Source organism: Pseudomonas sp. VD-NE ins, from assembly GCF_031882575.1.
GTDB lineage: Bacteria > Pseudomonadota > Gammaproteobacteria > Pseudomonadales > Pseudomonadaceae > Aquipseudomonas > Aquipseudomonas fluorescens_BZ.
In genome coordinates, this window is record NZ_CP134772.1 from 2,183,283 (window position 1) to 2,202,707 (window position 19,425).

Below are 19,425 nucleotides of genomic sequence, written 5' to 3' on the forward strand. Positions count from 1 at the left end.
ATGAATGCTGAAGACTCCTTGAAACTTGCTCGCCGGTTTATCGGGTTGCCCCTGGAAAAGCGCCAGATGTTCCTCGCGGCCCTGCAAAAGGAGGGCGTGGATTTTGCCCGGTTTCCGATCCCGGCCGGGATCGAAGCCGAGGATCGCCAGGCGTTGTCCTACGCGCAGCGGCGCATGTGGTTTCTCTGGCAACTCGATCCGCAGAGCGGCGCCTATAACCTGCCGGGCGCGGTGCGCCTGAGCGGTCGCCTCAACCTCGGCGCGCTGGAGCAAGCCTTCGCCAGCCTGGTCGAGCGCCATGAAACCCTGCGCACGGTGTTCCAGCGCCAGGCTGACGACAGTCTGTTGCAAGTGCCGGCCAGCGCGCCGTTGCTGATCAATCATGAAGATTTCAGCGCGCTGCCGGCCCTCGAGCGTGAGCAGGCCGTCGTCCGCGCCGCCGAGCTGCAATCGGTATTGCCGTTCGATCTGGCCGTCGGCCCGCTGCTGCGGGTGACTTTGCTCAAGCTCGCCGAGCAGGAACATGTCCTGCTGCTGACCCTGCACCACATCGTTTCCGATGGCTGGTCGATGAACGTGCTGATCGACGAGTTCATTCGTTGCTACGACGCTTTCGATGCCGGCCAGCCACCACAGCTGAGCGCGTTGCCGATCCAGTACAGCGACTATGCGTTGTGGCAGCGCCGTTGGCTGGAGGCGGGCGAGCAGGCGCGGCAACTCGATTACTGGCAAGCACAACTGGGCGACGAACACCCGGTGCTGGAGCTGCCGCTGGATCATGCCCGCCCGGCGATGCCGAGCTATCGCGGCACCCGTTACGAGTTCGCCATTGATGAGCAACTGGCCGAACAGCTGCGCAATACCGCGCAGCAGCATCAGGTCACCCTGTTCATGTTGTTGCTTGGTGCTTTCAACGCGTTGCTGCATCGTTATACCGGTCAGACCGACATCCGTGTCGGCGTGCCGATTGCCAACCGCAACCGTGGCGAAATCGAAGGGCTGATCGGCTTCTTCGTCAACACTCAGGTGTTGCGTACCCGACTGGACGGACAGACGCGGGTCGATGACCTGCTGCGCGCGATCAAGGAAACCGCGCTTGGCGCTCAGGCGCATCAGGATCTGCCGTTCGAGCAACTGGTCGAAGCACTGAAACTGGAACGCAGCCTCAGTCACACGCCACTGTTCCAGGTGATGTACAACCACCAGCCGCAAGTGGCCGATATTGCCGTCCTCAGCACGGCGTCCGGTCTGGTGCTCGACAGCCTCGACTGGCAGAGCCGTACCACCCAGTTCGACCTGACGCTCGATACCTACGAGAAGGGCGGCAAGTTGCACGCCGCGCTGACGTACGCCAGCGACTTGTTCGAGCCCGCGACCATCGAGCGCATGGCGCGCCACTGGTTGCGCTTGCTCTCGGCCATGGTCGCCGATCCGGCGCAACGCGTCGGCGAATTGCCGTTGCTCGAAGCGGATGAACAACACACGCTGGTGCATGACTGGAACAACGCTCACGCGGTTTATCCGACCGAAACACCGATCCATCAACTGATCGAAGCGCAGGTCGCGCGCACGCCGAATGCGCCGGCGCTGCTGTTCGGCGAACAGACCCTGAGCTACGCCGAACTGGATGCCCGCGCCAACCGCCTGGCGCATCTGCTGCGTGAGCAAGGTGTGCGGGCCGACAGTCTGGTCGGTGTGTGCGCCCTGCGTTCGGTGGAAATGGTTGTCGCGCTGCTGGCGATTCTCAAGGCTGGCGGCGCTTATGTGCCGCTGGATCCGGAGTACCCGCAGGAACGTCTGGCCTACATGATCGAGGACAGCGGCATCACCTTGCTGCTGACCCAGGATGCTTTGCGGGCATCGCTGCCGACTGACGGCGTGCAGGTCATCACGCTGGATCAAGCGGGCCTGCTCGACGGCTACAGCGACAGCCGCCCGGACGTCAGCGTCGATCCGCTGAACCTGGCCTATGTGATTTACACCTCGGGTTCTACCGGTAAACCGAAAGGCGCCGGCAACAGCCACGCGGCGCTGGTCAACCGCTTGTGCTGGATGCAGGAAGCGTACGGCCTCGACGCCAGCGATTCGGTGCTGCAGAAAACCCCGTTCAGTTTCGACGTGTCGGTCTGGGAATTCTTCTGGCCGCTGCTGACCGGCGCACGCCTGGTGGTTGCTGCGCCAGGTGCACATCGCGATCCGCTGCAACTGATCGACATCATCAACCGCCACGGCATCAGCACACTGCACTTTGTGCCGTCGATGTTGCAGGCGTTCATCCACGAGGCGGGCGTTGAAAGCTGCGTGGGCCTCAAGCGCATCGTCTGCAGCGGTGAAGCGCTGCCGCTGGACGCGCAATTGCAAGTCTTCGCCAAACTGCCGAACGCCGGCCTCTACAACCTCTACGGCCCGACCGAAGCGGCGATCGATGTGACCCACTGGACCTGCGTTGACGAAGGCGCCGACAGCGTGCCGATCGGCCGGCCGATCGCCAACCTGCGCACCCACGTCCTCGATGCCGAGCTGCTGCCGGTACCGAGCGGCGTGGCCGGCGAGCTGTACCTGGGTGGCGCCGGGCTGGCGCGCAGTTATCACCAGCGTCCGGCGCTGACCGCCGAGCGTTTTGTACCGTGCCCGTTCCATGATGGCGCGCGCCTGTACCGCACCGGTGACCGTGTGCGCCAGCGTGCCGACGGCGTGATCGAATACCTTGGTCGTCTCGACCATCAAGTGAAACTGCGCGGTCTGCGCATCGAGCTGGGCGAAATCGAAACCCGCCTGATGCAGCACCCGCTGGTGCGCGAAGCGGTGGTGCTGGTGCAGGGCGGCAAACACCTGGTGGCTTACCTTGTGCTGGAACAGGCTCAGGCGGACGAGCAGTGGCAGCAGGACGTCAAGGCGTGGCTGCTCGGCAGTCTGCCGGAATTCATGGTGCCGACCTACCTGATGACGCTGGCGAAACTGCCGGTCACCGCCAACGGCAAACTCGACCGTAAAGCCTTGCCGCAACCGGACGCCGCGCCACAACAAGCATTCGTTGCCCCGCAAGATGCGCTGCAAAAAGCCTTGGCGGCGATCTGGGAAGACGTGCTCGGCCTTGAGCGTGTCGGTCTCGAAGACAACTTCTTCGAACTGGGCGGCGACTCGATCATCTCGATTCAAGTGGTCAGCCGTGCGCGGCAGGCCGGGATTCGTATCAGCCCGCGCGACCTGTTCCAGTACCAGACCGTGCGCAGCCTCGCGCTGGTGGCGACGCTGGATAATCAGACCTTGGTAGATCAAGGACCGGTGACCGGCGCCGCCGTGCTCGGGCCGATCCAGCAGCATTTCTTCAGCCGCGCAATGCCGCTGCGTGAACACTGGAACCAGTCGTTGCTGCTGACCCCACGCGACACCTTGAACGCGCAGTGGCTGGATGCCGCGCTGACGCAGGTGATCAATCATCACGACGCCTTGCGCCTGCGCTTTGGCGAAAGCGCCGACGGCTGGCAGCAAAGCCACGGCCCGTTGGTTGACAGTGCTGAGCTGTGGCTGCGCGACGCCGAGACTGCTGAGCAATTGCAGGCGCTGTGCAACGAAGCCCAGCGCAGCCTTGATCTGCAGAACGGTCCGCTGCTGCGTGCAATGCTGGTGACCCTGGCCGATGGCTCTCAGCGCCTGGCGTTGATTATTCACCACTTGGCGGTGGACGGCGTTTCCTGGCGGGTGTTGCTGGAAGATCTTCAGCAGGCGTATGAGCAATTGGCGGCGGGCGGCGGCATTCAGTTGCCGGCCAAGACCAATGCCATGCAGAACTGGACCGCGCGCCTCGAAGGCGCCGCTTCACGCTTCGATGAACAACTGGGTTACTGGAAAGCCCAGCATCAGGGCGCGACGGACCTGCCGTGCGAACGTCCCGATGGCAGTCTGCAAAACCTGCACGGCGAGAAAATCGAATGGCGCCTTGATGCCGAGCGCACCCGTCAGTTGCTGCAGCAGGCCCCGGCCGCGTATCGCACGCAGGTCAATGATCTGCTGCTCACCGCACTGGCGCGCACCATCAGCCGCTGGACCCGGCAGCCGGGCACGCTGATCGAACTGGAAGGGCATGGTCGCGAAGACCTGTTCGATGACATCGACCTGACCCGCACCGTGGGCTGGTTCACCAGTTTGTTCGCGGTCAAGCTGACGGCCGCCGACGATCTCGACGGGTCGATCAAGTCGACCAAGGAGCAACTGCGCGCCGTGCCGGACAAAGGTCTGGGCTACGGCGTGCTGCGTTATCTGGCTGCGCCGTCGGTGCGCGCCGAATTGGCCGGGCTGACGCCGCCACGGATTACCTTCAACTACCTCGGCCAGTTCGATCGTCAGTTCGACGACGCCGCGCTGTTCGTGCCGTCCGCTGAAACCAGCGGCGTTGCGCAGGATCCTGCGGCGCCACTGGCCAACTGGTTGACCGTGGAAGGTCAGGTGTATGGCGGTGAACTGTCGATGAGCTGGGGTTTCAGCCGCGAAATGTTCGACAGCGCGACCGTGCAGCATCTGGTCGATCAATACGCGCTGGAACTGCATGCGCTGATCGAGCATTGCTGCACGTTGCAAGCCGCGCAAGCGACGCCGTCGGACTTCCCGCTGGCCCGTGTGACGCAGGCACAACTGGATGCGTTGCCGGTCCCGGCAGGTTTGCTCGACGATGTTTATCCACTGTCGCCGATGCAGCAGGGTCTGCTGTTTCACACCCTCTACGAACAAGCGGCGGGCGAGTACATCAACCAGTTGCGCGTTGACGTACAAGGTCTCGATCCCGAGCGGTTCCGCGCTGCGTGGCAGGCCACCGTCGATGCGCAGGACATTCTGCGCAGCGGTTTCGTCTGGCAGGGTGAGCTGGCGCAGCCGCTGCAGATCGTCCACAAGCAGGTGCAACTGCCATTCAGCACGCTGGACTGGCGCGACCGCGATGATCAGCCAGCGGCGCTCGCGGCGTTGGCCGATGCCGAGCGTCAGCAAGGTTTCGATCTGAGCAGCGCACCATTGCTGCGACTGCTGCTGGTGCAAACCGGCGCCAAGCAATGGCACCTGATTTACACCCATCACCACATCCTCATGGACGGCTGGAGCAACTCGCAGTTGCTCGGCGAAGTCTTGCAGCGCTACAGCGGGCGCACGCCGGCGAATGGTGGCGGGCGTTATCGCGACTACATCGCGTGGCTGCAACGCCAGGATGGTCAACTGAGTCAGGCATTCTGGAGCGGTCAATTGGCCGCGTTGCAAGAGCCGACGCGACTGGCGCGCGCAGCCACTGGCGGCGAGAACCTCAGCGGCCACGGCGATCACTACCTGACCCTGGACGTGCAGCGCACTCAAGCACTGGAGGCCTTCGCCCGTCAGCAAAAAGTCACCGTCAACACCTTGGTGCAAGCGGCGTGGCTGCTGTTGCTGCAACGCTATACCGGTCACGAAGCCGTGGCGTTCGGTGCGACCGTGGCCGGGCGGCCGGCGGATCTGCCGGGCATCGAGCAACAGGTCGGTCTGTTCATCAACACCTTGCCGGTGATTGGCGCGCCGCGTCCGGATCAGAGCGTTGGCAGCTGGCTGCAAGCGGTACAGGCGCAAAACCTCAGCCTGCGCGACTTCGAACACACGCCACTGGCAGATATCCAGCGTTGGGCCGGGCAGGGCGGTGAAGCGCTGTTCGACAACATTCTGGTGTTCGAAAACTACCCGATTGCCCAGGCGCTGAGTCAGGCCGGGCAAGGGCTGACATTCGGCGAGGTCGGCAACCTCGAGCAGACGCACTATGCGCTGAGCGTGGCCGTTACGCTCGGCCAACAACTGGCGTTGCACTACAGCTTCGATCGCGGCCAGTTCGCCAGCGATGTCATCGCCGGCATCAGTGCGCACCTGCTGCAATTGCTTGAGCAGTTCGCCGTGTCGGCGGAGCGCAACCTCGGTGAAATCGCCTTGGCAGATGCTCAAGAGCAGGCGCGCCAGCAAGCCGAAAACCAGCCGCAGCCGTACCCGCTGGACATCGGCGTGCATCAGCGCATTGCTGCATTGGCCGCGCAGAATCCGCAGCGCACGGCGGTGATTTTCAATGATCAGCATTTCAGCTACGGCGAAATCGACCAGCGCGCCAACCAACTGGCACACGCGCTGATCGCCCGTGGCGTCGGTGCGGAAACCCGTGTCGGCGTAGCGCTGCCGCGCAGTGAGTCGGTGATCGTCGCGCTGCTGGCCGTGCTCAAGGCGGGCGGCGCTTATGTGCCGCTGGACACCAGCTACCCACGCGAACGTCTGGCCTATCTGATCGAAGATTCCGGGCTGGCGCTGCTGATCAGCGACTCGTCGGTGTCGGCGCAATTGCCGGTCGATGAGTCGGTGCCGCTGCTGGAACTGGATCGTCTCGAATTGCGCGAGCTGCCGATCAAGGCACCGCACGTGCAACTCGATCCGCACAACCTCGCCTACGTGATTTATACCTCTGGTTCCACCGGCAACCCGAAAGGCGTCAGCGTCGCCCACGGCCCGCTGGCCATGCACTGTCAGGCCATTGGTCAGCGCTATGAGATGCGTGACAGCGACTGCGAATTCCACTTCATGTCGTTCGCCTTCGACGGTGCCCACGAGCGCTGGCTGACCAGCCTGACCCACGGCGCGTCGCTGCTGATTCGCGACGACACGTTGTGGACGCCGGAGCAGACCTACAACGCGATGATCGAACACGGCGTGACCGTGGTCGCATTTCCGCCGGTTTACCTGCAACAACTGGCCGAACACGCCGAACGCGTTGGCAATCCGCCGAAAGTACGCATCTATTGCTTCGGTGGTGATGCGGTGCCGAACGCGAGTTTCGAGCGGGTTAAACGCGCGCTCGATCCGGACTACATCATCAACGGTTACGGCCCGACCGAAACCGTGGTCACGCCGCTGATCTGGAAGGCCGGGCGCGAGGTGCCATGCGGCGCTGCGTACGCGCCAATCGGCAGCCGCATTGGTGACCGTAGCGCTTATGTGCTCGACGCCGATCTGAACCTGCTGCCGCAAGGCATGGCCGGCGAGTTGTACCTTGGTGGTACAGGGCTGGCGCGGGGTTATCTGAACCGTCCGGGGCTGACCGCCGAGCGCTTTGTGGCTGATCCGTTCAGCACCAGCGGCGGTTTGCTTTATCGCACTGGCGACCTGGTGCGTCAGCGTGTCGACGGCACGTTCGATTATCTGGACCGCATCGACAATCAGGTGAAAATTCGCGGTTTCCGTATCGAGTTGGGCGAAGTCGAAGCGGCGCTGCAAGCCCTCGACGGCGTGCGTGAAGCGGTGGTCGTCGCGCAGGAAGGCAGCGCCGGCAGTGGCAAGCGTCTGGTGGCCTACGTGGTCGGCGATTCCAGCCGTACCGACTTCACCGACGATCTGCGCGCGCAACTCAAGACGACGTTGCCAGCGCATATGGTGCCGGCGTACGTCTTGCGTCTGGAGCGCATGCCGCTGACACCGAACGGCAAACTCGATCGCAAGAACCTGCCGAAACCGGACGTCAGCCAACTGCAACACACTTACGTTGCACCGCAAACGGCGCTGGAGCAGCAACTGGCTGCGATCTGGCAGGACGTGCTCAAGCTTGAGCAAGTGGGCGTCAGCGATAACTTCTTCGAGCTGGGCGGCGACTCGATCATTTCGATCCAGGTGGTCAGCCGCGCGCGGCAGGCCGGGATTCGCTTCACACCGAAAGACCTGTTCCAGCACCAGACCATCGCGGCGTTGGCCGTTGTGGCGCAGACCGGCGAAGCGCTGCAATTGATCGATCAGCAACCGGTGACGGGCAGCACAGCGTTGCTGCCGATTCATCAGGAGTTCTTCGCGCAGGCGATTCCTGACCGTCATCACTGGAATCAGTCGGTGATGCTCAAACCCAATCAACCCCTGAGTGCTCACGTGCTCGAGCAGGCGCTGGATGCCTTGGTGCTGCATCACGACAGCTTGCGTCTGGACTTTGTCGAGCAGGCTGAAGGCTGGGTTGCGCAATACCGCGACGTTGCAGCGCAAGCCGGCGAGACCATCCTTTGGCAAGTCGAGGTGGCTGATCTCGCGGTGCTTGAAGCCTTGGGTGAAAAGGCCCAGCGCAGCTTGCAATTGAGCGGCGGTTCGCTGATTCGCGCGGTGCTGGCAAACCTGGCCGACGGCAGTCAGCGTCTACTGCTGATCGTGCATCACCTGGTGGTCGACGGCGTGTCGTGGCGGATTCTGTTCGAAGACCTGCAGAACGCTTATCGGCAGATCCTTGCCGGTAATCCGGTGCAACTACCGGCCAAGACCAGCGCAGTCAAAGCCTGGGCAGCGGCGTTGCAGGATTATGCGGCAACCCCGGCGCTGCAAACCGAACTGGGCTTCTGGCAGCAGCAGTTGCAGGGCGTTTCGGCTGCCTTGCCTTACGACCATCCAAGCGGCGGGCAGCAACACGATCAGGCGCTGACGATCCGCCGCAACCTCGACAAAAACCTCACCCGCCAGTTGCTGCAGGATGCGCCGGCCGCCTATCGCACGCAGGTCAACGATCTGCTGCTGACGGCATTGGCGCGAGTGATGGTGCGCTGGACTGGTGACGAACATGCGCTGGTTCTGCTGGAGGGCCACGGTCGCGAAGACCTCTTCGACAACATCGATCTGACCCGCACGGTCGGCTGGTTCACCAGTGTGTTCCCGGCGCGTCTGTCGCCAGTGGCTGAGCTGGGCGCTTCGCTGAAACAGATCAAGGAGCAACTGCGAGCGATTCCGCACAAAGGCATCGGTTTCGGAGCGCTGGCGCATCTGGGCGATGAACAGGCTCGCGAAACCCTGCAGGCTTTGCCGGCGCCACGCCTGACTTTCAACTATCTGGGCCAGTTTGACGGCAGTTTTGCCGAGGCGGATGAGGCTTTGTTCGCACCGACCAGCGAATCCGGCGGCGCAGAAGTCAATATGCAAGGTCCGCTGGGCAATCCGCTGGCGCTGAACGGCAAAGTCTTCGGCGGTGAACTGGACCTGAGCTGGACCTACAGCGGCGCGATGTTCGACGCGGCGACCATCCAGCGTCTGGCCGATGACTATGTGCAGGAACTGACGGCGCTGATCGGCCATTGCTGTGACAACGACAACCGTGGCGTGACGCCGTCGGACTTCCCGCTGGCGCAACTGTCGCAAGCGCAACTGGACGCGCTGGTGCTGGAGCCGCAAGGCATCGATGACATCTACCCGCTGTCGCCGATGCAGCAAGGCATGTTGTTCCACACCCTGCTCGAACAGGGCAGTGGCGACTATATCAACCAGATGCGCCTGGACGTCGATGGCGTCGACCCGCAACGTTTCCGCGCTGCCTGGCAAGCCGTGGTGGATGCCCACGACATTCTGCGCAGCGGGTTCTTCTGGCAGGGCGACTTGCCGCAACCGGTGCAAGTGGTGCATCGGCAGGTGGACGTGCCGTTCAGCGTGCTCGACTGGAGCGGCAAGGCTGATCTGGAAACGGCGCTGCAAACCCTCGCTGACGAGGAGCGCGCACTGGGGCTGGACCTGACCTGTGCGCCGTTGCTGCGTCTGGTGCTGGTGCGCACCGCGACCGATCGTCATCACCTGATCTACACCAACCACCACATCCTGATGGACGGCTGGAGCAGCGCGCAGTTGCTCGGCGAAGTGCTGCAGCATTATCGCGGCGAAGCGGTGCCGCGTCCGGCGGGTCGCTATCGCGATTACATCGGTTGGCTGCAACGTCAGGATGCAACGGCGGCTGAAGCCTACTGGCTGGCGACGCTGGGCAATCTGCACGAGCCGACGCGTCTGGCCAACGCCATCGCGCGGCCCATCGACGGTTTGCCAAGTGTCGGTTACGACGACCATTACCAAGTGCTGGACGCTGATCTGAGCGTGCGTCTGGGTGAATTTGCCCGGGCCTCGAAAGTCACCGTCAACACACTGGTGCAAGCTGCATGGCTGCTGCTGTTGCAGCGCTACACCGGCAAGGATTGTGTGGCGTTCGGTGCGACCGTGGCCGGGCGTCCGGCGGATCTGCCGGGAGCCGAAGAACAGATCGGGCTGTTCATCAACACCTTGCCAGTGGTGGCCGCGCCGCAAGCGCAGCAAAGTCTGGCCAGTTGGCTGCAAGCCGTGCAGGCGCAGAACCTCGCTTCACGTGAGTTCGAACACACGCCGCTGGCGGACATTCAGCGCTGGGCCGGGCAGGGCGGTGACGCGTTGTTCGACAGCCTGATGGTGTTCGAGAACTACCCGATTGGCGAAGCGCTGGAGCGCGGTGCGCCGCAGGGTTTGTGTTTCGGTGCAGTGGTCAATCAGGAGCAAACCAACTATCCGCTGACCCTGCTGGTGAGCATGGGCGCGCAACTGTCGGTGCATTTCAGCTATCAGCGCGACAGTTTTGCGGCGGCCAGCGTGGTGCAGTTGGGCGCCCATTTGCAGCGTCTGCTCAGCCAGATGAGCGGCGCGGGCGAACGCTTGCTCAGCGAGTTGAACCTGATCGATAGCGGCCCGAGTGTCGGCACCGATTTCGTCACTGAACAGTGCGTTCATCAGGGCATTGCCCGCCAAGTGGCAGCAACCCCGGATGCGCTGGCGGTGACCTTCGCCGATACACAACTGACCTACGCCGAACTGGACGCGCAGGCCAATCGTCTCGCGCACAAACTGATCGAGTTGGGTGTCGGCCCGGAAGTGCGTGTGGGTGTGGCGATGCCGCGTTCCGAGCAATTGTTGATTGCCTTGCTGGCGGTGCTCAAGGCCGGTGGCGCGTATGTGCCGCTGGACCCGGATTATCCGGCTGATCGCGTTGCCTACATGCTCGAAGACAGCCGTGCGCGGGTGTTGCTCACTGAGCAAGCGGTCGCCGCAAACCTGAGCGTTCCGGGCGATACCCAAGTGGTGCTGATGGATCAGGTTTCGTTGAGCGGTTATTCCGCCTTCGCACCTGAAACGAAGGTGCAGCCGGACAACCTCGCCTATGTGATCTACACCTCCGGTTCCACCGGCAAACCGAAAGGCGTCGCGATTGCTCACCGCAATGTCATGGCGCTGATCGCTTGGTCGGCCAAGGTCTACAGCCGCGACGATATTCAAGGCGTGCTGGCCTCGACTTCGGTGTGCTTCGACCTGTCGGTATGGGAGCTGTTTGTCACATTGGCCAACGGCGGTTCGCTGATCATCGCGCGCAACGCGCTGGAGTTGCCGAACCTGCCGGCGCGCGATCAGGTACGCCTGATCAACACTGTGCCGTCGGCCATCGCTGCACTGCAACGCGCCGGGCAGATTCCAGCGAGCGTGCGCATTATCAATCTCGCGGGTGAGCCGCTCAAACAAGGGCTGGTCGATGCGTTGTATCAGCAGCCGACAGTCGAGCATGTCTACGACCTGTACGGCCCGTCGGAAGACACCACCTATTCGACGTGGACTCGTCGCACCGCCGGTGGCCTGCCGCGTATCGGTCGTGCTCTCGATCACAGCGCCAGCCATTTGCTCGACGCCGATCTGCAAGCGGTGCCGCAAGGGATTTCCGCCGAGCTGTACATGTCCGGCGCCGGCATCACCCGCGGTTATCTGGGGCGCGCGGCGATGACCGCCGAGCGTTTTGTGCCAAACCCGTTCGTCGGCAATGGCGAGCGCATGTACCGCACCGGCGACCTGATTCGTGAACGCGAAGAGGGCGAGCTGGAGTACATGGGGCGGATCGACCATCAGGTGAAAATTCGTGGATTCCGCATCGAACTGGGGGAGATCGAGGCGCGATTGCTCGCGCAACCGGCGGTCACCGAAGCGGCGGTGCTGGCCATCGAAAGCGAGGCGGGCGCGCAACTGGTGGCCTATGTGGTCGCCCCGCAGCTGGATCTGTACGACGGCGAAGCGCAGCGGCAACTGCGCGACGGACTAAAGACTGGCCTCAAGTCTTCGTTACCTGACTACATGATTCCCGCGCACCTGCTGTTCCTTGAGCAGTTGCCACTGACCCCCAACGGCAAACTCGACCGCAAGGCCCTGCCAGCGGTGGATGCCAGCCAGATGCAGGCCGCGTATGTCGCGCCGCAGAGTGAGCTTGAGCAGCAGGTCGCGGCGATCTGGCAGCAAGTGCTCGAGGTTGAACGCATTGGTCTGAACGATCACTTCTTCGAACTGGGCGGGCACTCGCTGCTGGCGGTCAACGTGGTGTCGCGCATGGCTCTTGAACTGGGCCTGACGCTGACCCCGCAACTGTTATTCCAGCACCCCGTCCTGAGCGACTTTGTCGCTCGACTCGATACAGGAGGCGGGGCAATCAACGAACAGAAACTGAGCAAGCTGGAAGCCCTGCTTGACGATATGGAGGAAGTCTGATGGACAAGAGTGTTGCTTTGAGGGTAGCCAAGCGCTTTATCACTCTGCCGCTGGACAAACGTAAGCTGTACCTGGAAAAGATGCTCGAAGAGGGCGTCTCTCCGGCCAACCTGCCGATCCCGGAAACACGTTCCGGGTTTGCAGCGATTCCTCTGTCGTACGCTCAGGAACGTCAACTGTTCCTCTGGCAAATGGATCCGCACAGCACCGCGTATCACATTCCCAGCGCCTTGCGCCTCAAGGGGCAACTGGACGTCGCGGCGCTGGAGCGCAGCTTCAATGCCGTGGCCGCGCGTCACGAAAGTCTGCGCACCACGTTTGCCGAGCACGGCGAAACCTTCTGCCAGGTGATTCACCCGCAGTTGCCGCTGAGCATCACCCTCGCACCGTTGTCGGCAGGCCTCGACGCTGCTGGCGCAGAGGCGGCGATCAAGGCGTTCGTCGAAAGCGAAACCGCGCGCCCGTTCAATCTGCAACAAGGCCCGCTGCTGCGCGTGGCATTGCTCAAAGTCGCCGATGACGATCATGTGCTGGTGTTGATCCAGCACCACATCATCGCCGATGGCTGGTCGATCAAAGTGCTGGTCAACGAGTTGATCCAGCATTACGCCGCCGACACCGCCGGGCAGCCACTGGCATTGCCGGAACTGGAGGTGCAATACGCCGACTACGCGATCTGGCAGCGTCACTGGCTGGAAGCGGGCGAGCGTGAGCGGCAACTGGCTTACTGGATCAAGACGCTGGACGGCGAGCAGCCGGTGCTGGAACTGCCGATCGATTTCCCGCGTCCGGCAGTGCAAAGTTTGCGCGGTGCGCGCCTGCAACTGGACCTGCCAGCCGCCCTCGGTGATGCACTCAAGCAACTGGCCCAGCGCGAAGGTGCCAGTCTGTTCATGGTGTTGCTGGCGTCGTTTCAGGCGTTGCTGCATCGCTATAGCGGCCAGGCGCAGATTCGTGTCGGCGTGCCGACCGCCAACCGCAACCGGGTCGAGACTGAAGGCCTGATCGGCTTCTTCGTCAACACTCAGGTGTTGAATGCCGAGGTCAACGGCCAGTTGCCGTTCAACCAGTTGCTGGCGCAGGTCAAGCAAGCGGCGCTGGCCGCGCAGGCGCATCAGGATCTGCCGTTCGAGCAGTTGATCGAAGCGCTGCAACCGGAACGCAGCCTGAGCCACAGCCCGGTGTTCCAGGTGATGTTCAACCATCAGACCAGCCGTGATCAGGGCCGTGGCGCGGTGCAACTGCCGCAGCTGAGCGTCGAGGATGTGCAGTGGGAGGGGCGCACCGCGCAGTTCGACCTGACCCTCAATACCTATGAATCGAATGACGGTTTCGCCGCCGAACTGACCTACGCCACCGATCTGTTCAAGCCGGAAACGGTCGAGCGTCTGGCGCGTCACTGGCAGAACCTGTTGCAAGGCATCATCGCCGAGCCAACCCGGCGTGTCGGCGAACTGCCGCTGCTGGACAGCGCTGAACACGGCGTGTTGTTGCAGGACTGGTTGCGCGTGGCGGATCACAGCGCACAGGCCGAGTGCGTGCAACAGGGCTTTGCCTTGCAGGCGCAGCGTAACCCGCAGGCGACGGCGCTGATCATCGGCGACGACGTACTGACGTATGGCGAACTGGATGCCCGGGCCAATCAACTGGCGCATTACCTGATCGAGGCTGGCGTCGGCCCGGATCAATTGGTCGGCATCGCGGTCGAGCGCAGTGTCGAAATGATCGTCGGCCTGTTGGCGATCCTCAAGGCCGGCGGCGCATATGTGCCGCTGGACCCGGCGTATCCCGAGGATCGTCTGGCCTACATGATCGAAGACAGCGGCCTGCAATTGCTGCTGACCCAAACGCATTTGCAAGCGCAGTTGCCGATCCCGGCGGGTGTGCAAACCCTGTTGCTCGATCAGCCAGGTGCCTGGCTGGCGGCTTATCCAAAGACCGCGCCGAGCGTCGCCGTCAATGGCGAGCACTTGGCCTACACGATCTACACCTCCGGCTCCACCGGCAAACCGAAAGGCGTGATGGTTCGCCACGCGGCGCTGCGCAACTTTGTCGCGAGCATGATCAAGCAGCCGGGGATTGCCGCTGCGGATCGCATGCTGTCGCTGACCACGTTCTCGTTCGATATTTTCGGCCTGGAAATCTATGGCCCGCTGCTCGCCGGCGCCTGTGTGGTGCTGACCGGCAAGGACGTGCATCAAGACCCGCAAGCGGTGCTCGAGCTGATCGAACGTCACGCCGTCAGCGTGCTGCAAGCCACGCCATCGACCTGGCGCATGCTGCTCGACAACGAGAACGCCACGATTCTTAAAGGCCGCACATTCCTCTGCGGCGGTGAAGCACTGCCGCAGGAACTGGCCAATCGCATGCTGGCGCTGACGCCGAGCGTGTGGAACCTCTATGGCCCAACCGAAACCACGATCTGGTCGGCGCAACATGCGCTGAGCGTGGACAACAGTCGTCCATTCCTTGGCACGCCGATCGACAACACTGCGCTGTACATCCTCGGCAGCGACCTTGAGCTGAATCCGCTCGGCGCACCCGGTGAATTGCTGATCGGTGGTGATGGTCTGGCGCGTGGTTATTTCCAGCGTCCGAGCCTGACCGCTGAACGTTTCGTACCGGATCCGTTCGCGAAAAACGGCGCACGTCTGTACCGCACCGGCGACCTGACCCGTTATCGCGCAGAAGGCGTGATCGAGTACATCGGGCGCATCGACCATCAAGTGAAAATCCGTGGTTTCCGTATCGAACTCGGCGAGATCGAAGCGCGTTTGCTTGCGTTGGACAGCGTGCGAGAAACCGTCGTCGTCGCTCAGGACGGCCCGACCGGTCCGCAACTGGTCGGCTATGTGGTGCCGTCCGCCAGTGCTGTTGACGAAGTCGAACTGCGCTCCGCACTGAAAGCCAGCCTCAAGGCCGAACTGCCGGAATACATGGTGCCGGCGCACCTGCTGTTTCTCGCGCAACTGCCGCTGACGCCCAATGGCAAAGTCGACCGCAAAGCCTTGCCGGCACCCGACGCCAGCCAGTTGCAATCAACTTACAGCGCGCCGCAAACCGCGACTCAACACGCCGTCGCCGAGATCTGGCAAGCGGTGCTCAAGCTTGAACGTGTCGGCCTGAGTGACAACTTCTTCGAGCTTGGCGGCCACTCCTTGCTGGTGACCCAAGTGGTCTCGCGAGTGCGTCAGACGCTGAACGTTCAGGTGCCGCTGCGCACGCTGTTCGAACACAGCACGCTGGAAGATTTCGTTGCCGCGCTGGGTGTCGATCAGGCCACTCAGGAACCGGCGATTGTCGCGCAGCCGCGTACGCAATCGATGGCACTTTCCTATGCGCAGGAGCGTCAGTGGTTCCTCTGGCAGCTGGAACCGACCAGCAGCGCTTACCACGTTCCGGCGGCGCTGCGTCTGCGCGGTGAACTAGATCTGTCGGCGTTGCAGCACAGCTTCAATGCGCTGATCGCGCGCCACGAATCCCTGCGCACCTGCTTTGTCGAAGAGTCGGGCCAGACCCTGCAAGTGATCCAGGCCCACGGCACGCTGGATCTGCAAGTGCAGGACGTGGCGGGGCTGGACGATACGGCGCTGCAAGCGCTGGTCGCCGCAGAAACACTGCACCTGTTCAACCTGCAGCAAGGCCCGTTGCTGCGAGTGAAGCTGCTGCGTCTGGCCGCCGATGATCACGCGCTGGTGATCACCTTGCACCACATCGTCTCTGACGGTTGGTCGATGAACATCATGGTCGATGAACTGGTGGCGCTCTATGCCGCGTACAGCCAGGGCCAGACCGCGACATTGCCAACGCTGCCAGTGCAATACGCCGACTATGCCGTATGGCAGAAACAGTGGATGGACGCCGGTGAACGCGAGCGTCAGTTGAGCTACTGGACCGCGCAACTCGGCGATGGCGATCAACCGTTGCTGGAGCTGCCGACCGACCGTCCGCGTCCGCCCGAGCAAAGCTATCGCGGCGCGCGTCGCGACATACCGCTGAGCCTCGAACTGGCCGCCGCCCTCAAGCAAGTCGCGCAGCGTGAAAACGTCACCCTGTTCGCGCTGTTGCTGGCGTCGTTCCAGACCTTGCTGCACCGCTACAGCGGTCAGGCCGACATCCGCGTCGGTGTGCCCGTGGCCAACCGTAACCGGGTCGAGACCGAAGGGCTGATCGGCTTCTTCGTCAACACGCAGGTGCTCAAGGCCGAGTTCGACAGCCAGCAGACGTTCCGCAGCCTGTTGCAACAAGTGAAGAACACCGTGCTCGGCGCTCAGGCCCACCAGGATCTGCCATTCGAGCAACTGGTCGATGCGCTGCAACCGGAACGCAGCCTCAGCCACAGCCCGCTGTTCCAGGTGATGCACAACCACCAGAGCCAGGCGCGTCAGGCGCAGGGCGCGACACGCCTGCCGCAACTGCACATCGAAGGCTTGCCTTGGGCGTCGAATACCGCGCAGTTCGACCTGACCCTGAACACCTTCGAATCGACCGACAACGTCTGGGCCGAGCTGACCTACGCCACCGACCTGTTCGACGTCGAGACCATCGAGCGCCTGTCGCAACACTGGACGAATCTGCTGCAAGGCATCGTCACCGACAGTGGCCAGCGTATCGCTGAACTGCCGCTGCACGACGCCGCCGAGCGCGCGGCGACCCTGCTGCAATGGAACCCGGCCGTGGCCGATTTCCCCAACGAGCAGTGCCTGCATCACTTGATCGAAGCCCAGGCTGCCCGCGCACCGCAAGCGATTGCCGTGACGTATGCCGAGCAGTGCCTGAGCTACGGTGAACTCAACAGCCGCGCCAACCAGTTGGCTCACAAGCTGATTGCCAGTGGTGTCGGCCCTGACGTGCGCGTCGGTCTGGCGGCCGAACGCAGTCTCGACATGCTGGTCGGTCTGGTGGCGATTCTCAAGGCAGGCGGCGCGTATGTGCCGCTGGACCCGAGCTATCCGGAAGAGCGTCTGGCCTACATGATCGGCGACAGCGGCATCGGCCTGCTGTTGACCCAGAGCCATTTGCTCGCACGTCTGCCGGTGCCGGATTCGGTGCGCAGCCTGATGCTCGATCAGGATCGCGAAGACCTAGAAGGTTACAGCGACAGCAATCCGCACGTGAGCATGAGCGCGGACAACCTGGCGTACGTAATCTACACCTCGGGTTCGACCGGCCAGCCCAAGGGCACCTTGCTCGCCCATCGCAACGTGCTGCGCCTGTTCGAGGCCAGCGCAGCGTGGTTCGATTTCGGCGCGCAGGATGTCTGGAGCCTGTTCCACTCCTATGCGTTCGACTTCTCCGTGTGGGAGATTTTCGGTGCGCTGCTGTACGGCGGCAAACTGGTGGTGGTGCCTTACGAGGTCAGCCGTGCGCCGGAAGATTTCTTTGCCTTGCTCTGTCGCGAAGGCATCACCGTGCTCAACCAGACGCCGTCGGCGTTCAAGCAACTGATGCAAGTCGCCTGCGCCCCGGAACATGCCGCGCAACAGCTGGCGCTGCGTTACGTGGTGTTTGGCGGTGAAGCACTGGAAGTGAAGAGCCTGCGTCCATGGTTCGAGCGTTTCGGCGATCAGACGCCGCAACTGATCAACATGTACGGCATCACCGAAACCACCGTGCACGTGACCTACCGGCCGTTGTCGATGGCCGATTTGCAGCGTGACGCGAGCAGCCCGATCGGCGAGCCGATTCCTGACCTGTCGTGGTACCTGCTCGACGGCGACCTGAACCCGGTCGCCAAGGGCTGCATCGGTGAGCTGTACGTCGGCCGCGCCGGTCTGGCGCGCGGTTATCTGAACCGTGCCGACCTGACCACATTGCGCTTCATTCCCGATCCGTTCGCCGCTGACGGCGGCCGTCTGTACCGTACCGGTGACCTGGCGCGCTATCGCGCTGACGGCGTGATCGAATACATCGGGCGGATCGACCATCAGGTGAAGATTCGCGGTTTCCGTATCGAACTCGGTGAGATCGAAGCGCAACTGCTCGAACAGACTGCCGTGCGTCAGGCGGTGGTGCTGGCGCAACCGGGTCTCAGCGGTCAGCAACTGGTCGCCTGGCTGGTGCCGAGCGATGCCACGCTGCACGACGCCAGCCCAGCGGAACAGGCGCAGTGGCGTGACCGCGTGCGTGCCGAGCTCAAGGAAAACCTGCCGGATCACATGATCCCGGCGCACCTGTTGCTGCTCACGCAATTGCCGCTGACCGCCAACGGCAAGCTCAATCGCAGCGCGTTGCCGTCGCCGGATGTGAGTCAGGCGCAGCAGGCCTATCAGGCGCCGCAAAGCGAGCTGGAACAGCGCTTGGCCGCGATCTGGCAAGACGTGCTGAAACTGCCGCAAGTCGGCCTCAACGACAACTTCTTCGAACTGGGTGGCGATTCGATCATTTCGATTCAGGTGGTCAGCCGCGCGCGACAGGCCGGCATTCGCCTGAATCCCAAAGACCTGTTCCAGCACCAGACTATTCAGCGACTGGCCCTGGTCGCGCAATTGGGTGACGACGAATCGAGCATCGACCAACAAGCGGTCACCGGCCCTGCGTTGTTGTTGCCGATCCAGCAGCAGTTTTTCGAAGACGATATCCCTGAGCGTCATCACTGGAACCAGTCGGTGTTGCTCAAACCGCGTCAGCCGCTGGACGCGGAGAAAATCGAGCAAGTATTGCGCGCGCTGGTCGCGCATCACGATGCCTTGCGCCTGAGCTTCACTCAGCACAACGGCGGGTGGCAGGCCGAGCACCGCGCGGTTGAAGATCAGCCGCACAACCTGCTGTGGCAGGAGGACGTCGCCGATGCCGCCGCGCTGGAGGCTTTGGGCAACCGCGCGCAGCGCAGCCTCGACCTGCAGAACGGGCCGTTGCTACGGGCGGTGCTGGCGAATCTGGCCGATGGCACGCAGCGCTTGCAGTTGGTGATTCATCACCTGGCTGTCGACGGTGTGTCATGGCGGATTCTGCTGGAAGACCTGCAAAACGCTTATCAGCAATTGCTCGACGGTCAGCCCCTGAAACTGCCGTCCAAGACCAGTGCCTTCAAGGACTGGAGTGAACACTTGCAGCGCTACGCCAACAGCGCGGCGTTGCAACAGGAACTGGCTTACTGGCAGG

2 protein-coding genes (1 of these 2 cut by a window edge) are annotated in these 19,425 nt (G+C 62.8%); both read left to right on the forward strand.

Features of this window, described 5'->3' with window-relative positions; translation table 11 throughout:
- Complete coding sequence (locus RMV17_RS09625; RefSeq protein ID WP_311886358.1) at nt 1–12,321, forward strand: non-ribosomal peptide synthase/polyketide synthase; 12,321 nt, start codon at nt 1–3, stop codon at nt 12,319–12,321.
- Nucleotides 12,321–19,425: the start of a non-ribosomal peptide synthase/polyketide synthase gene (locus RMV17_RS09630; protein ID WP_311886359.1), read on the forward strand. The gene runs 7,883 nt beyond the window's last position; the window shows 7,105 of its 14,988 coding nt (coding positions 1–7,105); it begins with the start codon at nt 12,321–12,323; its stop codon lies off the right edge, out of view. The genes RMV17_RS09625 and RMV17_RS09630 overlap by 1 nt, the downstream gene beginning before the upstream one ends.

Excerpts from the sequence above, each read along its gene's own strand:
- RMV17_RS09625 (WP_311886358.1), top strand. The coding sequence starts at position 1 with ATGAATGCTGAAGACTCCTTGAAACTTGCTCGCCGGTTTATCGGGTTG.